We start from the raw sequence: 18,525 nt of genomic DNA, 5'->3' as shown, positions 1-18,525 counted from the left end.
AGATGGCAGGCACCCTCATCGGGTGCATTTTTTATGCCCAAAAGGAGGGAACGTTGGATGCTCAAACACTTGCTGAAGTAATGGGCGGTAGTGCGGATTACGCCCGCTTTGCAGCCCCTTTCACAGAAGCGATGGATGCTGCAGGGTGTACTACGGTGCGCCGCGCGGCGATGTTTTGCGCGCAGATCGGGCATGAATCCGCAGGTCTGCGCTATATGGAGGAGATAGCTAGCGGTGATGCCTACGAAGGTCGGTCGGACCTGGGGAATATCCACCCTGGTGACGGCAGGCGTTTTAAGGGCTCAGGCCCGATACAGCTGACAGGCCGGAATAATTTCCGCGCGTTCACCAGGTGGGTGCAATCACGGGGACTGACAACACTTGATTTTGAGCAGCACCCGGAGTTGGTGCGTCAAGACCCCCGTTGGGGGTTTCTTGCTGCTACGTGGTATTGGACTGTGGCCCGCCCCGAGATCAATGACTTGTGTGATGCGGAGGATATCGAGGGGGTCACTCGTGCGATTAATGGCGGGCTGAATGGGTTCCAAGATCGAAAAGAAAGGTATGAGCGCGCCCTAGGCATCGGGCAGCGCTTGCTTGGTGGAGGCCAGGCAGAAAGGAAAGTGATGGAAAAAGTTCTTGATTACCCACGGGATCAAGTAACCCAAGACACTTTTTATAACTGTGGCCCGGCGTCCTGTCAGACCGTGATTAGGTCTGCGACAGGGGGCTTGGTGTCAGAAAGCGTTTTGGGGAAAGACCTTCGGACGACGACTAATGGCACTGATTATATTGGGCAATTCCCGGCGGTGTTGAACGCGAATGTTCCTGGTGGGGAGTACCGGCACCGTGATGTTGGGGCTTATCCGGATTACCGGTTGAAAGATGTGATCTGGGATGAGATCACTAATAGCATTCGTGCAGGTCATGGGGTGGTGGCCAATATTGTGGCCCCGCCAAGCAATTATCCGCGTGCTGTTGCCCCGTCAACGATGTCACCGCGTTATGGCGGTGGGGTGGTGTATCACTACATCGCAGTGATGGGGTACTCGGATGAAGGCATGCGCAAGCTGTGGATCGCTGATTCTGGGTTCTACCCTTATGGCTATTGGATTGGGTTTGACCAGTTCTGCACGCTGATTGTGCCCAAAGGCTATGCGTATTCCACGGCGGCTCAGAAAACACATGAGAGGAAGGAGGCCCCTGTGGGGGCTTTAACGGAAAAGTATTTAAGGATTTCATCACTGGGTTTTTAACCCCGGTTGTTGATGCGGTATTCCGCATAGAAACCATGGTGAAAGATATTCACACCCAGCTTCGTGGCCCTGAGTTGAAGGGATGGCCGCAACTGGGGCGTAACATCCACGGCGATAATTTAACCCCGGTTGATGGGATTGCTGCTTTGCGTGCCGATGTTGCCAAGATTTTGAGCCTTATGGACAAGGAAGGGAAATAATTCATGAATACACTAAATCCTGCTGGTTGGGTACGGCTTGTGATGTATGTTTTATCCGCGCTTGTGAGTGTGGCAGCAGTTGTGGCCACCACCTTGGGCTATGAGCAGATAGCGTCCCTTTTGGGCGTTGTTGCTGGTGCAGGAGCAGCCGTGACCGGTGGTACGGCAGTGGTGAATCTACCGAAAGCACCTGATCAACAAACCGCAGGTCTTGATCTGGCAGCGTTGTTGCCTGCGGTGTTAAGTATTGCTGATGCAGCAAAGGTGTATAGCAAGGCTGTATCGTATGAGCCACGCCATAGCAGTGGGGAGCCTGCGGGTTTGCCGATATACTCAGGCCAGAGTACCGCTGAGGTGGGTGTAGCCCATGCCGATTGAGCGACTGCCTGCAAAAATGAGACCTGTAGCCCGCCGTGTGCGGGCTTTTGTGATGACTGATTCCACCGCGTTGCTGATTTTGGCTGTGGTGCAAATCGCCGTGGGAGCCTATTATGTGCCCGGGATTTTGGGTGATCCTTTGCAGTGGCAGCGTCCTAGTGAGTTGGTGATGCCACTTATGATATGGGCGTGGGTGCACATCATCGTGGGTGTGGTTGCTGCGATCATACGGAAATGGCATCTGGATACGGTGGTGTTAGCGGTGTCTACGGCGTTGAATTTGTCGTGGGCATCAAGTCTTATGGTGGCATCCATTGAGACTGGTGAGGCTGTGTTGTGGCTGGTAGCTGTGCTTATTTTCGCGTTGACGGTGTCGTTGATGTGGGCTGTGTGGCGTGGGAAGCGTGGGGATATTCCGTTCGTTAAAGAAGGGGGGAAGCAGTGAGCGTTGTAGCTGCGATACTGAGCGGCATCGGCGCCCTTATAACCGCACTGGGTGGTGTGTGGATCGGTGTGGTAAAAGCCCGGTCGGATACGCAGGCTGTGAAAGGCTCACGCATGGACGCGTTGGAGGCACGCATTGATAAAATGCAGGCCGATTTAGACGATGAGCGGGCTAAGCGGCGTGGTGTGGAGGTGGATAATCACCGGCTGCGTATGGCATTGGTAACGGCGGTGAAGCATTTAGAGCAGTTGATCCGGTGGGCTGGTGGTGCGAAGCCACCTAGGCCTGATGATATTGATTTAGATGAGATTAAAGGCTTGTTGAAGGCGTAAAAAATTTAGTCCCCTTTGGTTTAGGTGATACACCTAGGCTGAAGGGGGCTATCTTTGTGTGTGGCGCACCTGATCCGGGCCCGGTCTATGCTGTGGTGATTACCAGGGGTTTCCTATCAAAGCTATACAGATAGTAAGATTTTAATAGCTATTTGGTAAAGTATTTTCCTAAGGTGCTAAAGGACCCAACTGGAAGGTATACAAGATGACGCCTAACAAAAAGAGCAGGCCGATGTGCGCAGTAGCTACGTTAACAGCAGTAACACTGTTAGCTGCTGGATGCGGAAGCCCTACTGAATCATCTCAGGACACTACACAATCTACGTCAGTTTCAGCTGAGCAGAACTCTTTTAAATCTTATCTTGAGCCTTTTGGCCAAAAGATACAGGCGCATTGGCCTGCCTCCTCTTTGGTCTGGCCCGGAGTTGATTTTACTAAACATGTAGCTGTGGTCTTTAAGCTGGACGACGAAAAGAAAATTGAAGAGGCTTGGTCATTCGATACACAAGGCTCAAAGAAGCTAAGTCAAGCGGACCTCAACGATCTTACTCCGCCAGATCCAGGGCAATACAGCCAAGCAACATTCAAGGATCGTACAGCGATTTTCCTGTCTGTCAATAACAGCACCATCAAAGACGACCCAGATGCCAATGAGTTGTATAGGTTTGCATCGCATGAGCCTGTTCATTTCTATCACCAGCAAGATGCAGCTCTCCAAGATATCGGAGTTAGCAGGTCCCAGGAATATCCGATAAACCCAGAACCGCGTATCTTGCGTCAGATGGCTTACCACAACATGGTTAAAGCCTACGAAAATCCGAAAGAGCGCGAAACGTATTTGCGATATGCTAAATATTGGCATGAGCAGTGGAAGCAACAGTTCCCTGATGAGTATAAGTCGATCGCTTGGGTCGATATCGCCGAAGGGCACGCTCGGTATATAGAAAATTTTATGACTTTCCGTACGGTGAAAAGTACACCTGAAGAGATCCACGCGGGTGCGCTGAAAAATATTAAAAAAGATGTAACGTTTGACAGCGCCGATCAAGAAAGCTATGAGATAGGTTATGTAGCTAGCTTGCTTCTAGACGAAAGTCAGCCTTCGTGGAAGGATACCTATCTAAAAGAGGGCATCACCCAGGCGGAGAAACTGCTATCAAATATCACCCCTTTGGAGGAAAAGATAAATCCAAAGATTGAGCGCGATGTGACATCCATTATTGAGGGCCAGAACAAGGGGATATCGTCAGATATAGCTCCAGTGTTAGATGCAGAAAAGGATATAAATATCCCTTTGCTAAAACTTGATACTACTGGCGCTAAAAACAGTTTCTACAGTAAGCACTTTATTAATCACAAAGGCAAAGAGGTGGTAATCGGCTTTACAGGCTCTTACTCGGTAGCTGACGGAGAAGCCGCTTTGAATGGCGCTGCTGTGTTTATGGAGAATGGCCAGCTAGAAATTCCTTTGCCTAAAGATACAGAAAGTAATGATGGCATTCTTAATGTAGACACCGAGAAGACAAAAATTAAGAATATCAAGGTAAGTAAGGAAACGGACGCTAGCGGTCGGACTATTTACCTAGCAAAGGCAACTTCTTAATAATTAGCCGTCTGTGCGTATGCGGTCCGCACAGTAGGGATGTTCTGGAGATTGCGCATGTTGTGTGAAGCGCCAGATGTTAATGTTCTATGGAATTTTAACATCTGGTGCTTTTATCACTGGTACTGGACTATATGCGTAATGCGCTAATTCCGGCGCAGATTATGGCCCCCTTCCACACGATTAGGAAACTTATGGAAGGGGATTTGTGTTTTGGGGGCTTTGGGTGATGGGTTTTTGTGTTGTGTAGTGCTGGATTGGTGGTGTAAATGCCACGACATTTCCACAACAAGCCATACAAAACCGCAGGAAAAGAGAAGGACACACAAGGAAAGAAAAAATAAGAAAACCCCCGATAACCTACAAAAACGCTGGTAGTGCACCACACTGGCAGTGTGGGGGTCACGGGTTCAAGTCCCATCTCCAGCTCAAAAAATGAAAAGCTCCCCTGTAGTTGGACTGAGAAAACAGATACTAACTACAGGGGAGCTTTTGGTATATAGGTGGGGTGCAGGTTCAGGCCGCAGGGTTGTCTGTATTCGTCGAAATATCCGATGTACATTTTCCTCTTAAATGCACAAAAGCTCGTGCTTTCACACGAGCCTTGGAAGCGGAGCACCGCAGTGCGTCCAGCCTCGAGCATATCATAGGGGTAGGGATAGGTGGTGTTACTTGGATAATGGGTGTGCAAAACCTGGGAAAATTATGCCCGTTTCTTAAAAATTGGTATTTTTGTTGATATAGCCATCATATTCGTGGGCGACGTTGAAGCGCGCTTTTTAAACTTTCGTGCTGTGGGGAGGGACTTGATAAGTCACCTGGTAAGCAAGTGTTTTTCTCTTTCTGTATTTTTGCGGCTGGTCTGGACTCGGATGTGGGCTAAATCGAAGAATTTCAATTAGATTGGAAAAGAATGAACTTAGAGGTTCCTTTATCTGCTTCCTCTCCTATACGGAAATCCTTGTTCCGTATCCCTGCATTCAAAGCTCTAGTCACGACTGTGATTGTGGTTTTGGTTGCTGCATTATGTGCGGTGATACCGAAGTCTGTAGCCCAAGAAGCAGTACGGGAGGAATGCGCCGCGAAGTATACAGATCTCAAATGGAGAGATGGCAGCCCGGGCGTTAGCAATAATGTGTATGACCAAAAGTCAGGCCGAGCAGAGGTGGAATTTAAAATGGTCTGTTAATGAAGACGCGAAGAACGGTGACCAATTTAAGGTTGAATTACCGCAAGAATTAATGACTGTTGCTACGGGTTTCCTTCCGTTGAAAGATGAAAACGGAAAAACTGTAGCTACTGCCGCTATATCGGGAGGGCAAAAAGAAGTAGTCTTCACGCTAACGGATTACGTGCAAACGAATTTCCAGGTTAAGGGATCAGCCTTTTTTACCGTGGAATGGGATCACAAACATAGCGGACTGTCTGTAAACGGTTTTGGGAGTAGGGAGAATCCAGGAACTCTTACTTTTGGGGATGTGGTGACGGTAATTTGCAAGGAGTTTATCTGCCTGATGGTCCACCTGGGGTGACACATAGAAATGGTAAAACTGGTGTTCAATACGATGCTCCTATTCAATTAGATGGTAAGACTCTTTATCCTTTCGCGTGGACGATTTTTGTAGGAAGTGATACCGGAAAGAAAGATTTTACAGTAACGGATACACCTCCTGAAGGGCATAAAATTGCGTGCTCTGGCGATTTTGATTTCGGTCGACCGCCGGTACATCTGGATGCAGTTCGTAGTGCTGCTGTGGACCCAACACCGCATTATATAGTCGATGGTTATGGTCGGGTCGAAGGCGGAATTCATAATATGACAGACCTGACTACGCCGATTCCGCATGGCTATGGCTATGAGATTAATTGTACTCCAGAGAAACTTACTGTTCGTTTTCCCTATGGGGTGGATCCAAGTACTGGTCCACGTATTACGTTGATTACTTATACAGATAAAAAACCTGTTCCGGGAAGTGCTGTAATAAATCATGCGAATATAAACGGAAATGATGTTAACGGAACAGTCTTTATTCCTTCTGCTGGATGTTGGGCTGAAGGTAAAAAAGGTGGATTTGCAGTTCAAAAACAGGTAGATGGGGTGAAAAATGATCCTTTGAAGGAATTTACTTTTGATTGGTCGTGCTCGCCTTTAGAAAACCTTGAAGAAATCTCGAAGAGTGGAACTCAAAAAATTAAAGGTGGTGAAAATTTCCACATCAGTGACCTTGACAAAGGATTAATTTGTAAGGTTTCTGAAAAGGACGCTGATGTTGAAGGATTCGAGAGGGAAACCCACTTGGACCCTCAGTGGAAATAAAGTCGAAGATGGAAAAGTCGAGTTCCCGGTTCGTGAGAAAAATGAAGACGCTGTTGTCGTCGAAGCAGTAAATACTTACACCAAGAAAACCGAGCCTAAGAATAGCAGCTTTAAGATCGTAAAAACTGTCAAGGGGCTGCCTGCGACGGAGAATCTTCCTACTTATTCATTTGATTACAGTTGTAAGAAAGATGATGTTGAAGTAAAAGCGGGCGTAGCTTCTATCACGGGAGCCGGAGAAGCACAGGTTGACGATGTTCCCGTGGGTGCATCCTGTCTTGTAACTGAACAAGAAAATTCTGCCAAAGTTCCTGGCTATTCTGTTGAAATCCCTGAGAAAAAAAGAAGTACTTATCGTTGAGGGGAAGACAGAGGTAGTAGAAGTAACTAACAGCTACAAGAAGGAATTTGGCAAATTCTCGGTTCTCAAGAAGGTCGTAGCAAACGGAGTTAACGTACCTGAGGACAAAGCCTTTGCAGTGGATTACACCTGTACCAAGAACGGTTCAGAAGAAATCAAGGGTGCACTATCAATCAAGAATGGTGTTTCTACAGAGTCTCCAGAAATCCCGGTTGGTTATTCCTGCAAAGTTGCTGAACGTGATTACTCCGCCCAAATCGATGATGCAACTGTTGACATTGATAATGGGCAGCCAGTAGGCGTTATCGCAGATAAGACCGCACAGATTACTGTGACCAACACGTATCACACTGCGGTCGGTGGATTCAAAATTGCGAAGACAGTTGATGGACTTCCTGCCTCACAACAAGCGAAGAACTATAAGTTCAACTACACCTGCACCAAGGACGGCAAAGAAATCGCTTCAGGTGTAAAAGAGATTTCTGGTGCTGGCGAAGCCACGGTGGAAAAGCTGCCGGAAAGTGCATTTTGCGCTGTCACCGAGGATCAGGAAAGCGTTCAGGTTAAGGGCTACTCGTTGGTCGTTGAAACTGGTGCTCCAGTTCTTATTACGGCAGGTACTACCGGGACCGTGACTGTGAACAACACGTACTCTAAGAAAGTCGGATCTTTCAGCATCACTAAGAAATTGGTAGATCCTGATGGTGTTGCTACCGGTAAGAAATTCACTTTTGATTACAAGTGTGTGAACGAAGAACTCGGTGAAGTCAAAGAAGGTGTTCTTGGCCCAATCGGTGCGGGTGAAGAAGCCAAGGCTGAAAATATCCCGGCTGGTTCTATCTGTACGGTTACAGAGAAAATGCTGAGGTTGGCAAGGCAGATCTCAAGGTTTCTGGGCTTGACTCCATCACAATTGTTGACAACAAAGAAGAAAAAGTTGTTGCAACCAACGAGTACTCCGCGTGGCGTGCTTCTTTGAAACTGAACAAGAAAATTCTGGGGCCACAGGTAGATGCTCTGCTGAATAAGACTTTCGATGTGGATTATGTATGCACCTTGGGCACATATTCCAAGAATGGTACGGTGACCATTTCTGCTAAGAAGCCTGCAGAAATCACGGATGTGCGTTCTGGTGCTACATGTAAGTTCACAGAGAAGACTGATACTGCCAAAGTTGAAGGATTTGAGTTTGATCTTTCAGCTTCTACCACTGCTACTGAAGTAGTCGTTGGAGATAAGGGAAGCACCAGCGAATCTACACTCGTCAATGCTTATGACGGTCTTGGTCGTATCTCCTTGACTAAGAAAGTGAGTGGTTTGGGATCAGTGCTTTCCGGTTCGTCTCAGAATCCTCGTGAGTTTGATGTTGAGGTTTCTTGGACAGATGAAAAGGGAGTGAAGCAGACCCGTGAGGTAAAGATCAGCGAAGGAAAGATCACTAATCTAGATCCGCTTCCGGTTGGAACTGAACTCCTGCTGAAGGAGATCATGCCCAAAAATACTGCGTTTACTACCTGGTCTACCCCAGGCTTTAGCACCACTAATCCAGGTGTTGAGCTAAAGGATCATGGTGATGGGACGGCAACGTTGTTGGTTTCTGTCCAGACGGTCAAAGAAGCCGCATTGATTGAAGTTCATAACACTGCAAATATTCCGTGGTGGTGGATCTTGGTGCCTACTTTGCCGCTCTTTATCCCGCCGTTGCTACCATCGGGTTCCTCGTCTAGCTCTATGCCAGTCACGCCGGCTACATCGGCTCCGCAGCCGGCGCCCAAGGATGTGCCTGCTCCAAAGGACGCTGACAAGAAACCGAAGAAGCTGCTGGCTAAGACGGGCGCTGAGATTGGTGTCGTTGTCATGCTAGGTATGCTTGACATACTTGCTGGGCTGATATTAGTGATCCGTCGTCGCAATAGCTAAGCGTGGAGTACGGACCTAAACATTAAAGAGAAGGCGTGGACCCAATTGAAGGATCCACGCCTTTTTTCATACCCTAATTGCCTGTCGCGATTTGCTTGTAGATCTTTTTGCGGCGGTTGCGTACGAGCTTGCGGGTGAAGCGTCGATAGTGATCAAGGCTCGGGGGCCTACGGAAACGGCGGGCGATCCACTCGCCAAAGACAACCCCGGAAGAAAGCGCTGTGGCGATGGCTATGGCATAAGAGAGGTTGGAGAAGCCGACCAGGATTTGATCATGGAGTAGTCCGTAGAGGCCCCGATAGATTGCAGAACCCGGGAGCAACGGAGTGATGCCAGCAATGGAGATGATGAGAGGCGGGATCAGGTAGCGGCGCCCTAAGAAGCCGCCTATGAGCCCGATGAGGACAGATGTGAGTGCAGATCCGGTGATGTCTCCAACTCCATGGGGGAGGAGCACAAAATAAAACAAGCTTGAACCACAGGCCGCGGTGAGCGCGGAGATGAAGACGGAAGGCCAGTCGGCGTAGCAAGCGCGGGCGAAACCGGACGTGGCAAAAATACTGCCCAAAACGCGGACGGTATTGGATGCGAAGTTGGGGACGGGGACGGTTTCTACCGGGGGCAGTGAGAATCCTAATGACCCCGCAAGGGATACACCTATGGCAATGCCGGCGACGATGCCAGCGGTGATGATGAGGGCGTCGAAAAGCCGTGCCGTGCCCGTGATCGGTGCGGAAGTGACTCCATTTTGAATCGCCTGCACCAGGGTTAGCCCCGCGACCATCACGATGATCGACGTGGCGATCACCATGCTGGGGCGGATAGAAAGTCCCAGGTACTGCCCCCAGTCGTAGGTGATGGCGGCCAGGAAGGCGACAAAAATTCCGCCCGCGGTGTTCTGGAAGAAGATCGGCAAGCCGTGCTTGTCTAGCCAGGCGCTCATCCAGATGATGACGGCGCCGGCAATGGTGGAAATGAGCGCGACGGGGATATTTCCTCCAAGGAGGAATGCCACGGCACCACTCATGACTGCAAAAGATGCGACAACTCCGGGCAGCCCGATGGGGTCGGGCGCGCGGTGTATGGCGTCGAGACGGGTCTCGGCATCCAAAGGCGAGGCATGGCCTGAATGGATATCGCGGATCAAGCGATCTACGTGCATGAGTTTGCGAAAATTCTGTGGGGCGGGCGCTACCACGCGAACGACCGTTACCGGATCGCGTCGGTCTTCAGAAACATTGGCAAAGAGCCGGATGCGATTGGAGGTGAGATCGACGTGAACAAACCACAGTCCGAATGATTCTGTGACGGCTTTGACCTGGTCGCTGGCATCGGAATTGGTTGATCCTGCTGAGATAAGGATTTCTCCGATACGTGCGGCGATTTCCAGCACGCCGGTGACTTGCCCGCGGTCGCTGAGGTCGACAGGAGCGAGCGGTGCGAGTGGAGGCGCAGCTGCGACGTCGATGGTGGCGGTGCCCGTTGATGCTGCTTGCCTACGTCGCAGGATTCGGAAGATGGGGGCGTCGAAAAGCTTCAGCATGATGAGACACAGAATACCGCAGCGAACAGAAGCACAACATTTAGTTATTTATGTCATAATTGTGGGGTAGATGTGTGATTTCAGTCGAACTATGGTGGGAAGAACCAGCAGGGAAGCACAATCGGAACCATCATCAACGTTATGGAGGACGATCATGGCTCAGTCGTTTGCAGAACAACTTGTGGAGACCCTGGAAGCCCAAGGCGTAAAACGCATCTTTGGATTGGTCGGCGATAGCCTCAATCCCATTGTCAACGCCGTGCGGAAATCCAGCATCGAATGGGTGCACGTTCGCAATGAAGAAGCTGCGGCATTCGCTGCCGGCGCAGAATCACTGATCACTGGCGAGCTGGCCGTGTGCGCAGCCTCGTGCGGTCCCGGAAACACCCACCTTGTACAGGGGCTTTACGACTCCCACCGCAACGGTGCAAAAGTCCTAGCCATTGCCTCTCACATTCCTTCCACACAAATCGGCTCCCACTTTTTCCAAGAAACCCACCCCGAAGCCTTGTTTGCAGAATGCTCCGGCTACTGCGAAATGGCCAACTCTGCGACCCAAGGGCAAACGATTGTGCACCATGCAATCCAGTCCACCATGGCGGGAAAGGGCGTATCAGTCCTGGTGATCCCGGGCGACGTCACCATGCAGCGCGCGGAGGACGATACCTTTGCCGGCTCGGTGATTGCGAGGGGAAAGCCGATCCTCTATCCAGATCCTGCGGAGGCAGCCGACCTGGTCCGCGCAATCAACGAGGCCTCCACAGTCACGCTTTTCTGCGGATCAGGTGCCCGCGAAGCCCGTGAACAAGTCCTTGCGTTAGCCCAAAAAATCAAAGCTCCCGTTGGACATGCGCTCGGCGGAAAAATGTATATCCAGCATGACAACCCCTATGACGTGGGCATGTCGGGGCTGCTCGGGTATGGGGCATGCCACGATGCTTCCCATGAAGCCGACCTCCTCATTCTGCTCGGCACCGACTTCCCCTATACCGAGTTCCTCCCCAAAAAGAACGTTGCACAAGTAGACATTGATGCCTCCCATATTGGTAAGCGCACCCGAATCACGCATCCTGTCGTGGGTGATGTAGCTGCAACGATTGAGAATATTTTGCCGCACATAGAGGAAAAGACTGATCGCAGTTTCCTTGACCGGATGCTTGAACTGCATCACCGGAAGCTTACTGATGTTATTGAGGCATACACCTCCAACGTGGAAAACCACACACCCATTCACCCCGAGTACATCGCCAACATCATTGATGAGATAGCCGATGACAACGCTATTTTCACCATCGACACCGGCATGTGCAACGTGTGGGCCGCTCGCTACGTAACCCCCAATGGCAAGCGCGAGATGCTGGGTTCCTTCCGCCACGGAACCATGGCCAATGCTTTGCCGCATGCAATTGGCGCGCAATCCAGTGATAGGGACCGGCAGGTCGTGTGTTTCTCCGGCGACGGCGGCCTCAGCATGCTCATGGGGGAGCTGCTCACCGTGAAACTTCATCGACTGCCCATCAAGATCGTTGTTTTTAACAACTCTTCCTTGGGAATGGTCAAGCTTGAGATGCTCGTGGAGGGGATACCGGAGTATGAAACAGACCATGAACACGTTGATTTTGCGGCGATTGCGGCTGCCGTAGGCCTGCACCACATCGCGATCACAGACCCGAAGACTGCAAGAGAACAGCTAGAGGCGGCTTTTTCTCACCCCGGGCCTGTGCTTATCGACGTCACCACCGACCCCAATGCCCTCTCCATCCCACCTAATATCACCATGGAGATGCTCATGGGGTTCTCCAAGGCAGCGACTCGCACGGTCTTCGGCGGTGGAGTGGGGCACATGGTGGACATGGCATGGTCTAATCTGAGGAACATCCCGCGCCCCTAAATACACGGGCCGTGGAGCCTGCATTTCCATAGACATTAGGCTGTAAAACACATTTTTAGGCGTCTTTGTCTATGGAAATGCAGGTTTTTCCGTATCTTCCTACTACTGGGAACCGATCGCTAAGTCCCCACGTCTAAGGACACACGGGCAACCACATCTTTAAGACCCAAGAGCTCCATCAATTGGGGCTTTCCCGCAGCGCTATTGCAACGAAAATAAAACACGGCGATCTCTACCGCGTGGAGCGCGGAATTTACACCGACAAAAGACCGGAGGGAATTTTGTTGCTCAAAGCATTGCAAAAGTCTCGGCCCGGGATTGTCTTTAGCGGGCGTACAGCGATGCAGGTGCATATGTCTGCAGAGATTGAGACTCCGGTGGAAGCCGTAATTATCAAGAGCAGATCTGCCTGTTCTAATGATGTGATCCGCATCAAACAAGTGAGGTCTGCAGCGTCAGAGTTCAGGCAGGGGGTTCGCGTAGCTCCTCCGCTTGATGTTCTCAATAATGCCGAGGCCATGACTATTGCTGAACTCGTTGAGTTTATTGAGAACATATATTGGGGAAAGACCGGGGTAGCTCGATTAATCCGCGATATGTCCAAAACCCGGCTGACTAAGCATGCTCATCGAGTAATTGAGCTTGCGGCTGTAGGAGCAGAAAGTCCTGCAGAGATTCTCTTGTTCCGAAAGCTACGCTCTATGGGGTATCTTTGAACAAAACCTGCAGCTCGGCGCTTATCGGTGGGACGGGGTACACACAAAGAGCAAAGTTATCGTTGAAGTGGACGGCTACACCTACCACGGGAATCGTCATGCTTTTGTCTATGACCGGTGGAAAGGCAATGACGCCGTGCGCCGAGGCTATGCCTTGGTGCGGTATTCCGCGTGGTGTGTCTTTGAATGCCTTGACCAGACAGCAGGGCAAATAGTTGCCTTGGTGAGTGCCCGGCTGTCTGGTCGGCAAGCTCCTTTATTGGAGTTTGAGAAGACGCCAGTGTGGGATTGGCATCCGATGCTGTAGCGCGTTATTCCACTTCGGTGAACTTCCGGTCCCACGCGGAGCGGACGGGGTTGGCATCGGCGAGGAGGATGTCAAAGCGGTCGTTGGCAATCTCGATGATCTCAGAGAAGGCTACGCGGTGTTCCTGTTCGTCGGAATTTGCTAGGCGTCGTATAGCTGCGTCCACGATGCTTCGGATGCTGTCGTTGGTGCCCAGGCAGTAGACGAATGGCATGTTGAAGCGCTCGCGGTAGGCGGCGCTGACCTCGAGGAGCTGCGCGGTTTCTACGTCGTCGAGGTCGTCAAAGCCAAGGGAGCCGCGCTCGGCGCTGATGCTGGGAGCCTCGGCGTCGGTGGCTAATAATATGGCAGAGGTATCTGGGTAGTCGTGGATCAAAGCTTCTCGACGCTCCCCAGAAGCCGTGAGAACCCCAACCTGGATGGCTGCTCGTAGCTCGCTGACATCGGCGAATGGCCGTGATTCCCATGCTTCCTCTAGCGGCCAGGTCTCCTGGTTGAATAGCGGGCACAATGCGGCGACAAAATCTTCGCGGGTCATAGCGTTGATCTCCTCCAAAGACACACCCTCACCGCTGGCGTCACGGGCTACGTCAGAACCGGTTTGCTTACCTACGTGGAAGAACAGGATGTTGAGGAGGATCGCAGCAATAGCTCCGATGGACATGCCGGAAGAGACGAAAATGCGGGCCCATTCAGGGAAAGCCTCGGCAACCGAAGGTTTGAACGTGACCAGCATGGCGAGGCCCAGCGCAGTGGTGACGATAGCTGCATTGCGGTTATCCGTGAGGTCGGTTTTAGCGATGGTCTGCAGGCCGACCCATGCCACGTTGGCAAAGAGCGCCAGAGACGCTGCTCCCAATACTGGCGAGGGGATAGAAGCCACGATTGCTCCGGCCTTAGGAAGCAGCCCCAGAAGGATCATGAATCCCGCAGCGGAAGCCGCGACCCAGCGTGACTTCACTCCGGTGATGCGGACGAGTCCTACGTTTTGCGCGAAGCAAGTATACGGGAAAGAGTTCATGACACCACCGAGGAAAGTGGAAAGACCGTCTGCGCGGAGGGCCCGCTGGATGTCATCACGTCGGATACGCTTTTTCACGATCTCTCCGGTGGCAAACACGTCGCCGGTGGTCTCGACCATGGTGATGATCATGACGATAATTATGGAGAAGCAGGCACTAGCGCTAGCGTTGAAAACGGGTGTTCCAAAGTAGAACGGCGTTGTGATCCCCACGATCGCAGCATGAGAGACCTCCGAGAGGTCCGCATGAGCGCTACGAGAGTGCCGCTGACCAGGCCTATGAGCACAGCGAGGGTGCCCAAGAAACCCCCAAGAAACCACGGAAAAATCGTTGCGCCAAGATGATGACCACGAGAGTGACAAAGGCGTACCACAGGTCGCGACTTAACGGAGTGTCCTCGGCGTAGTTGATGAAGTCATTTGCGGAGACTGCGAGGAGGGATGTGACCATCACCAACAAAACGGAGCCGGTGACTACCGGCGGAAAGAACTTGAGAAAACGTGCGAAGATTGGTGTGGCAAAAAACGTAAAAAGTCCGGCTACGATAACCGCGCCGTACACGGTGGGGAAAGACTCCACGCCGCCTTGTCCGTCAGAGACGCTAAGGCCAATCGCGATAATGGGAGCCACCGCAGTTGTGGTGACTCCCTGAACGATAGGCAGACGTACGCCTATGTATTTTCCTACGCCGACTGATTGGATCAGTGTGGCTAAACCACAGGTGAGTAGGTCGGCGTTGATGAGATGAACGGTGGTTGCTGCGTCGAGGTTGAGGGAACCTGCGATGAGCAGCGGCACAATCACCGCGCCAGCATAAAACGCTAAAACATGCTGGATGCCTAGCGCGACGAGTTTAGGAGACGAGGGAAGTGCGTCCACGGGGTGGGTCGCTGAGGTCACGAGCAGAGCTCCTTGAGATAGGTCGGTTCTAGACCCCGTTTACCTTAGCAACTCACCGTGACCCCAAGGTTTGTTAGTAAAGAACACCCTTGATGGCATCCCACGCGGGACGCAGTTGGCGGTTAAAGAGCGGCCAGTCGTGGACTCCACCCTTGATCAGATCGACTACGTGGTGGTTCATTCCGCGGGAACGCATCGCGGAGTCGAGGGCCTTGGTGCAATGCAGGGTTCCCTGCTCCAAGGCCACGGCTGCTGGCAACTCGTAGAAGGGGCGGTTGTGCGCACGCTCTAGGTCTGCCGGAAGAACTCCACCGTCGGCGCTAGAAAGATAAACCGCCATGTTGCGCAGGCCCTCAGGATTGGAGGGGACGTCGTGACGCTTCCATAGCTCAGAACCGTCTGGGCCCCACATATTGTGGACGTTGCCGCCGCGGGACTCCACAACGAGCTTGGTGGTGATTCGGCCCACGGGCTCTTGCGTGGAATAGCATCCCGAGATACCGAATACTCCCTTGAAGAGATCGGGGTTCTGGTTAGCAATGTGGACAGCGCCGATAGCCCCCATGGACAGGCCGCCGATGGCGCGCTTGCCGTTGAAGTTGAGTTTTTGTGCTGGATCCTCGACGAGTTTTGTCAGTTCCTTTGTAATAAAGGTTTCCCACTTGAGGTGTCCTAGGGCGGGATCATCCGTGAGCCAGTCCGAATAGAGGGAGGCTAGCGCCTGGGTAGGCATAACCACAGGCACGTTCTGGTCGCCGAGGGCTGGGTGTAGTCCGCCTTCGCGGACCCAGCCGGGATTACGCATTCCACCGATGCCGTCAAGGAGATAGAGCGCGGGGGAAGGCACCGAGGTGTCCTTGGGTACGCGGACAACAACCTCTACGTTGCGCTGCATCGCTGGGGAAGCCACAACCCAGCGCTCCAGGTTCGGAATCGTCGTTTCCGCTGTACGGCTAAGGACCTCCGCCTTGGTGATGTGCGGGTTGGTAGGCAACGGATACTCCGAGTCGGAGCTGCCCACGCCTGAAGGAAGCCACCATGCCGGGAAACCAATCGACTGGGCCAAGTGCGCGGCATTATCGATGGTGGCATCGCTGGAGCTGGGGGAGTTGGCGAGTGCGGCAGTAAGCGATGCGACGATGGAGCTCGCCGAGCTGGAAACAGGCGCGGAAGAAGTAGATGCGTGCGCAGGGCTATGCGTTACGACGAGCGCAGTACACACTGCGGCAACGCCGAGAGAACGGGACAATTTCATGTCGATTGAGGCTTTCTAAATGGTTTTCTACGGAATCCACGGCGGCGAACCACCAAACATGAGAGTTATCTTAAAGTAATTTAGGTTAATCGTGAAGTTGAGAGTAAAGATAGGCTATTCAGTCACTTCATTAGATAGTTTACCCAGCAACGATTGCGCTGCATCTACTGCGGCGTGTCGCTGTTGGGGGGTGAGTGGGCGGGCATTGATGTGGTCGTATACCCACAGGCCATCAGCGATAAGTTGCACGATAGTTGCATGAGGATTGTGGGGATCGGTCCAAGGCGTTAAGGCTTTGTCCCATATGGCACGGATCTCCTCGTTGAGGTTGGCGTCGATGCTTAATAAAAGATCCGCGCGAGTAGCGCTTTGCGATTCCACCTCCAGCAGGGCGCGCATTCTCTGTCTGAGGGAAACCTCGGAGGCAGGTCCCCCCCGCTGCTGCCTCTAGCTCCTGCGTCCATGTTCGGGCTGCGGACGCATTCAGCTCTATAAGGAGCTGGTGGCGAGTGGGGAAGTGATAGATCAATCCAGACTTGGATATGCCGCTGGCTGCGGAGAGGGAATCGTATGTGAGGGCCGCAAGGCCGTCTGGCTCCACGATGCTGAGTGCGGTGGCCAGCAGCGAGTCTTTTTTATTCGTGCGCAAATTGAGTCTCCTTGGGGTTGTTTCGCAACAGATAAGCGGTGATGACGCATGCGATGCATGCAGTTATGGCAATAATGACGAGCACGGATACATACGAGGTGTCTATGGCGGCGCGGGCGGCGTCGGCAAGCGTGGGGTGCGAGAGGCCCTGCTCAAAATTTTGGGCGATGGCTTCGGGTGCGGAACGTGCGTAGAAGAAGGAGAACAAAGAGCCCACCACCGCCACCGAGAGCAGCGTGCCAAACTCGTAGGAGACTTCCTCCATAGCGGACGCCATGCCGGAGCGGCGCGCCGGGGCCGAGCCGATGATCGCGGTCGTGGATACGGACATGGTCAATCCTGCGCCGAAGCCTACGAGGAGCAGACCAACAACAAAGAGTGGGAAGGCGTCGGCACGCGTGCCTCCGACTGCGATCGACGTTCCAATAGCCATGGAGAGAAAGCCGCCAGAAATGAGCGGGAGAAAGCCGATGAGGTGCAGCAACGCTCCGCCCAAGATTGAACTAGGAAACGCTGCCAAAGCTACGGTGCCTGTGAGTAGGCCGGCTTGCAAGGGGGTAAAACCCTCGGCTAGCTGGAAGCGCTGTGTGGTCATGAGCTCTGCGCCGGAGAGGATGAACATCGCTAGCGCTGCGGCCAGGGTTCGCGCCGTGAAAACTCGGTTTTTGAATACGTCGAAGGTGAGGAGCGGCTCGGGGAGTGTGCGCTGGCGTTGGCTGAAAAGCAGCGCGCCGATGATGATGGCGGCCAGTGCTCCGATGAGTACTGCTATTTCTATATGGGCGTGCGTAAGTTCCTTGATCAGTAGCACAAGGCCCATCATGGTCACCATCGCCCAGAGAGAAGAGAGAAAATCCCAGTGGCGGGAAGAATCGGCCATATTGGGCGGCGCGATTAATAACGTTCCTAGGAATGCGACGATTGTTACTGGGATGTTGATCAGGAATACGGATCCCCAGTAATAATGCTCGATAAGGAAACCCCCGATGACTGGGCCGAGCGCTGCTCCTAGCGTGGCGACGGAACCCCAGATGCCGATTGCGATGTTGCGTTCACGGACATTGGGGAAAGTGATGCGGAGCAGGGCGAGCGTGGCGGGCATCATCGTGGTGGCGCCCACGCCCAGGACGGCGCGTGCAGCGATGAGTGCCAGCGGATTGTGGGCGAAAGATGCGGCCAGGGACGCCAGTCCGAAGATCGTAATTCCGATCTCAAACATTCGTCGGTGCCCAATCTTGTCTCCAAGGGTGCCTGTTCCTAGGAGAAGGCCGGCAAGGACCAGCGAGTAGGCGTTGATAATCCAGAGGCCTTCAAGCTCGGTGGTGTGCAATTCGCTTCTTAGTACCGGTAGGGCGGTGTAGAGGATGGAATTGTCTGCGCCGATCATGAAGAGTCCTAGCGAGATAACACCTAAAAAGACTCAGCGTTGT

Annotated in this window: 15 protein-coding genes and 3 pseudogenes; 13 read left to right on the top strand and 5 right to left on the bottom strand. The window is 52.5% G+C overall.

The features are described from left to right. Nucleotides 1–2: 2 nt before the first annotated feature. From ET810_RS08375 to ET810_RS12720, 11 genes are all read left to right on the top strand, one after another. Nucleotides 3–1,256: a C39 family peptidase gene (locus ET810_RS08375; protein ID WP_225871224.1), complete on the top strand. Its 1,254-nt coding sequence runs from the start codon at nucleotides 3–5 to the stop codon at nucleotides 1,254–1,256. Between the two features lie 35 nt (nucleotides 1,257–1,291). Beyond that, nucleotides 1,292–1,456 carry a hypothetical protein gene (locus tag ET810_RS12045; RefSeq protein ID WP_166741455.1) on the top strand — a complete coding sequence of 55 codons (165 nt, stop codon included), beginning with the start codon at nucleotides 1,292–1,294 and terminating at the stop codon, nucleotides 1,454–1,456. 3 nt (nucleotides 1,457–1,459) lie between these two features. After that, a complete protein-coding gene (locus ET810_RS08370; RefSeq protein WP_134316409.1) occupies nucleotides 1,460–1,834 on the top strand; it encodes a hypothetical protein in 375 nt (124 codons plus the stop codon). Further along, the gene (locus ET810_RS08365; protein WP_134316408.1) at nucleotides 1,824–2,279 is read left to right on the top strand and encodes a hypothetical protein; all 456 of its coding nucleotides are present in this window, start codon (nucleotides 1,824–1,826) and stop codon (nucleotides 2,277–2,279) included. Before ET810_RS08370 ends, ET810_RS08365 begins: the two co-directional genes overlap by 11 nt. Then, nucleotides 2,276–2,611, top strand: coding sequence for a hypothetical protein (locus tag ET810_RS08360; RefSeq protein ID WP_134316407.1), 336 nt, complete (start codon nucleotides 2,276–2,278; stop codon nucleotides 2,609–2,611). The genes ET810_RS08365 and ET810_RS08360 overlap by 4 nt, the downstream gene beginning before the upstream one ends. A 205-nt stretch (nucleotides 2,612–2,816) precedes the next feature. Beyond that, entirely contained in the window at nucleotides 2,817–4,214 is a 1,398-nt protein-coding gene (locus tag ET810_RS08355; protein ID WP_134316364.1) for a hypothetical protein, read from the top strand. A 1,139-nt stretch (nucleotides 4,215–5,353) separates the two neighbouring features. After that, entirely contained in the window at nucleotides 5,354–5,746 is a 393-nt protein-coding gene (locus ET810_RS12740) for an Ig-like domain-containing protein (protein ID WP_134316365.1), read from the top strand. Then, on the top strand, nucleotides 5,707–6,531 hold the full coding sequence (locus tag ET810_RS12735) for a DUF5979 domain-containing protein (RefSeq protein ID WP_134316366.1): 825 nt from the start codon (nucleotides 5,707–5,709) through the stop codon (nucleotides 6,529–6,531). Before ET810_RS12740 ends, ET810_RS12735 begins: the two co-directional genes overlap by 40 nt. Continuing rightward, complete coding sequence (locus ET810_RS12730; RefSeq protein ID WP_134316367.1) at nucleotides 6,482–6,892, top strand: DUF5979 domain-containing protein; 411 nt, start codon at nucleotides 6,482–6,484, stop codon at nucleotides 6,890–6,892. The genes ET810_RS12735 and ET810_RS12730 overlap by 50 nt, the downstream gene beginning before the upstream one ends. After that, nucleotides 6,855–7,871, top strand: a complete 1,017-nt coding sequence (locus ET810_RS12725; protein ID WP_225870284.1) for a DUF5979 domain-containing protein — start codon at nucleotides 6,855–6,857, stop codon at nucleotides 7,869–7,871. The genes ET810_RS12730 and ET810_RS12725 overlap by 38 nt, the downstream gene beginning before the upstream one ends. Next, a complete protein-coding gene (locus ET810_RS12720) occupies nucleotides 7,868–8,812 on the top strand; it encodes a DUF5979 domain-containing protein (protein WP_225870283.1) in 945 nt (314 codons plus the stop codon). Before ET810_RS12725 ends, ET810_RS12720 begins: the two co-directional genes overlap by 4 nt. Nucleotides 8,813–8,885: 73 nt before the next feature. Here the strand turns inward: ET810_RS12720 and thrE are convergent, their stop codons facing one another. Then, on the bottom strand, nucleotides 8,886–10,355 hold the full coding sequence (gene thrE, locus ET810_RS08330) for a threonine/serine exporter ThrE (RefSeq protein WP_087454502.1): 1,470 nt from the start codon (nucleotides 10,353–10,355) through the stop codon (nucleotides 8,886–8,888). Between the two features lie 154 nt (nucleotides 10,356–10,509). On the opposite strand from thrE, the gene ET810_RS08325 reads away from it, so the two are divergent. Together ET810_RS08325 and ET810_RS13210 are read left to right on the top strand one after the other, a co-directional pair. Continuing rightward, complete coding sequence (locus ET810_RS08325) at nucleotides 10,510–12,246, top strand: pyruvate dehydrogenase (protein ID WP_134316368.1); 1,737 nt, start codon at nucleotides 10,510–10,512, stop codon at nucleotides 12,244–12,246. Nucleotides 12,247–12,401: 155 nt separating this feature from the next. Beyond that, nucleotides 12,402–13,269 (top strand): annotated as a pseudogene (locus ET810_RS13210) (DUF559 domain-containing protein). A 4-nt stretch (nucleotides 13,270–13,273) separates the two neighbouring features. Here the strand turns inward: ET810_RS13210 and ET810_RS08315 are convergent. From ET810_RS08315 to ET810_RS08300, 4 genes and pseudogenes are all read right to left on the bottom strand, one after another. Beyond that, a pseudogene (locus ET810_RS08315) lies at nucleotides 13,274–15,191 on the bottom strand (solute carrier family 23 protein). Nucleotides 15,192–15,264: 73 nt separating this feature from the next. Further along, a complete protein-coding gene (locus tag ET810_RS08310) occupies nucleotides 15,265–16,446 on the bottom strand; it encodes an alpha/beta hydrolase (RefSeq protein WP_134316369.1) in 1,182 nt (393 codons plus the stop codon). A 114-nt stretch (nucleotides 16,447–16,560) separates the two neighbouring features. Then, nucleotides 16,561–17,095: pseudogene (locus ET810_RS13205) on the bottom strand (TetR/AcrR family transcriptional regulator). Beyond that, nucleotides 17,082–18,500, bottom strand: coding sequence for an MFS transporter (locus ET810_RS08300; RefSeq protein ID WP_263970156.1), 1,419 nt, complete (start codon nucleotides 18,498–18,500; stop codon nucleotides 17,082–17,084). The pseudogene ET810_RS13205 and the gene ET810_RS08300 overlap by 14 nt, the downstream one beginning before the upstream one ends. Between the last annotated feature and the right edge of the window lie 25 nt (nucleotides 18,501–18,525).

The organism is Corynebacterium silvaticum (assembly GCF_004382825.2).
In the GTDB taxonomy this organism is placed as follows: Bacteria; Actinomycetota; Actinomycetes; order Mycobacteriales; family Mycobacteriaceae; genus Corynebacterium; species Corynebacterium silvaticum.
Note: the sequence above shows the minus strand (reverse complement) of the source record. Positions and strands in the feature narration are given on the sequence as shown.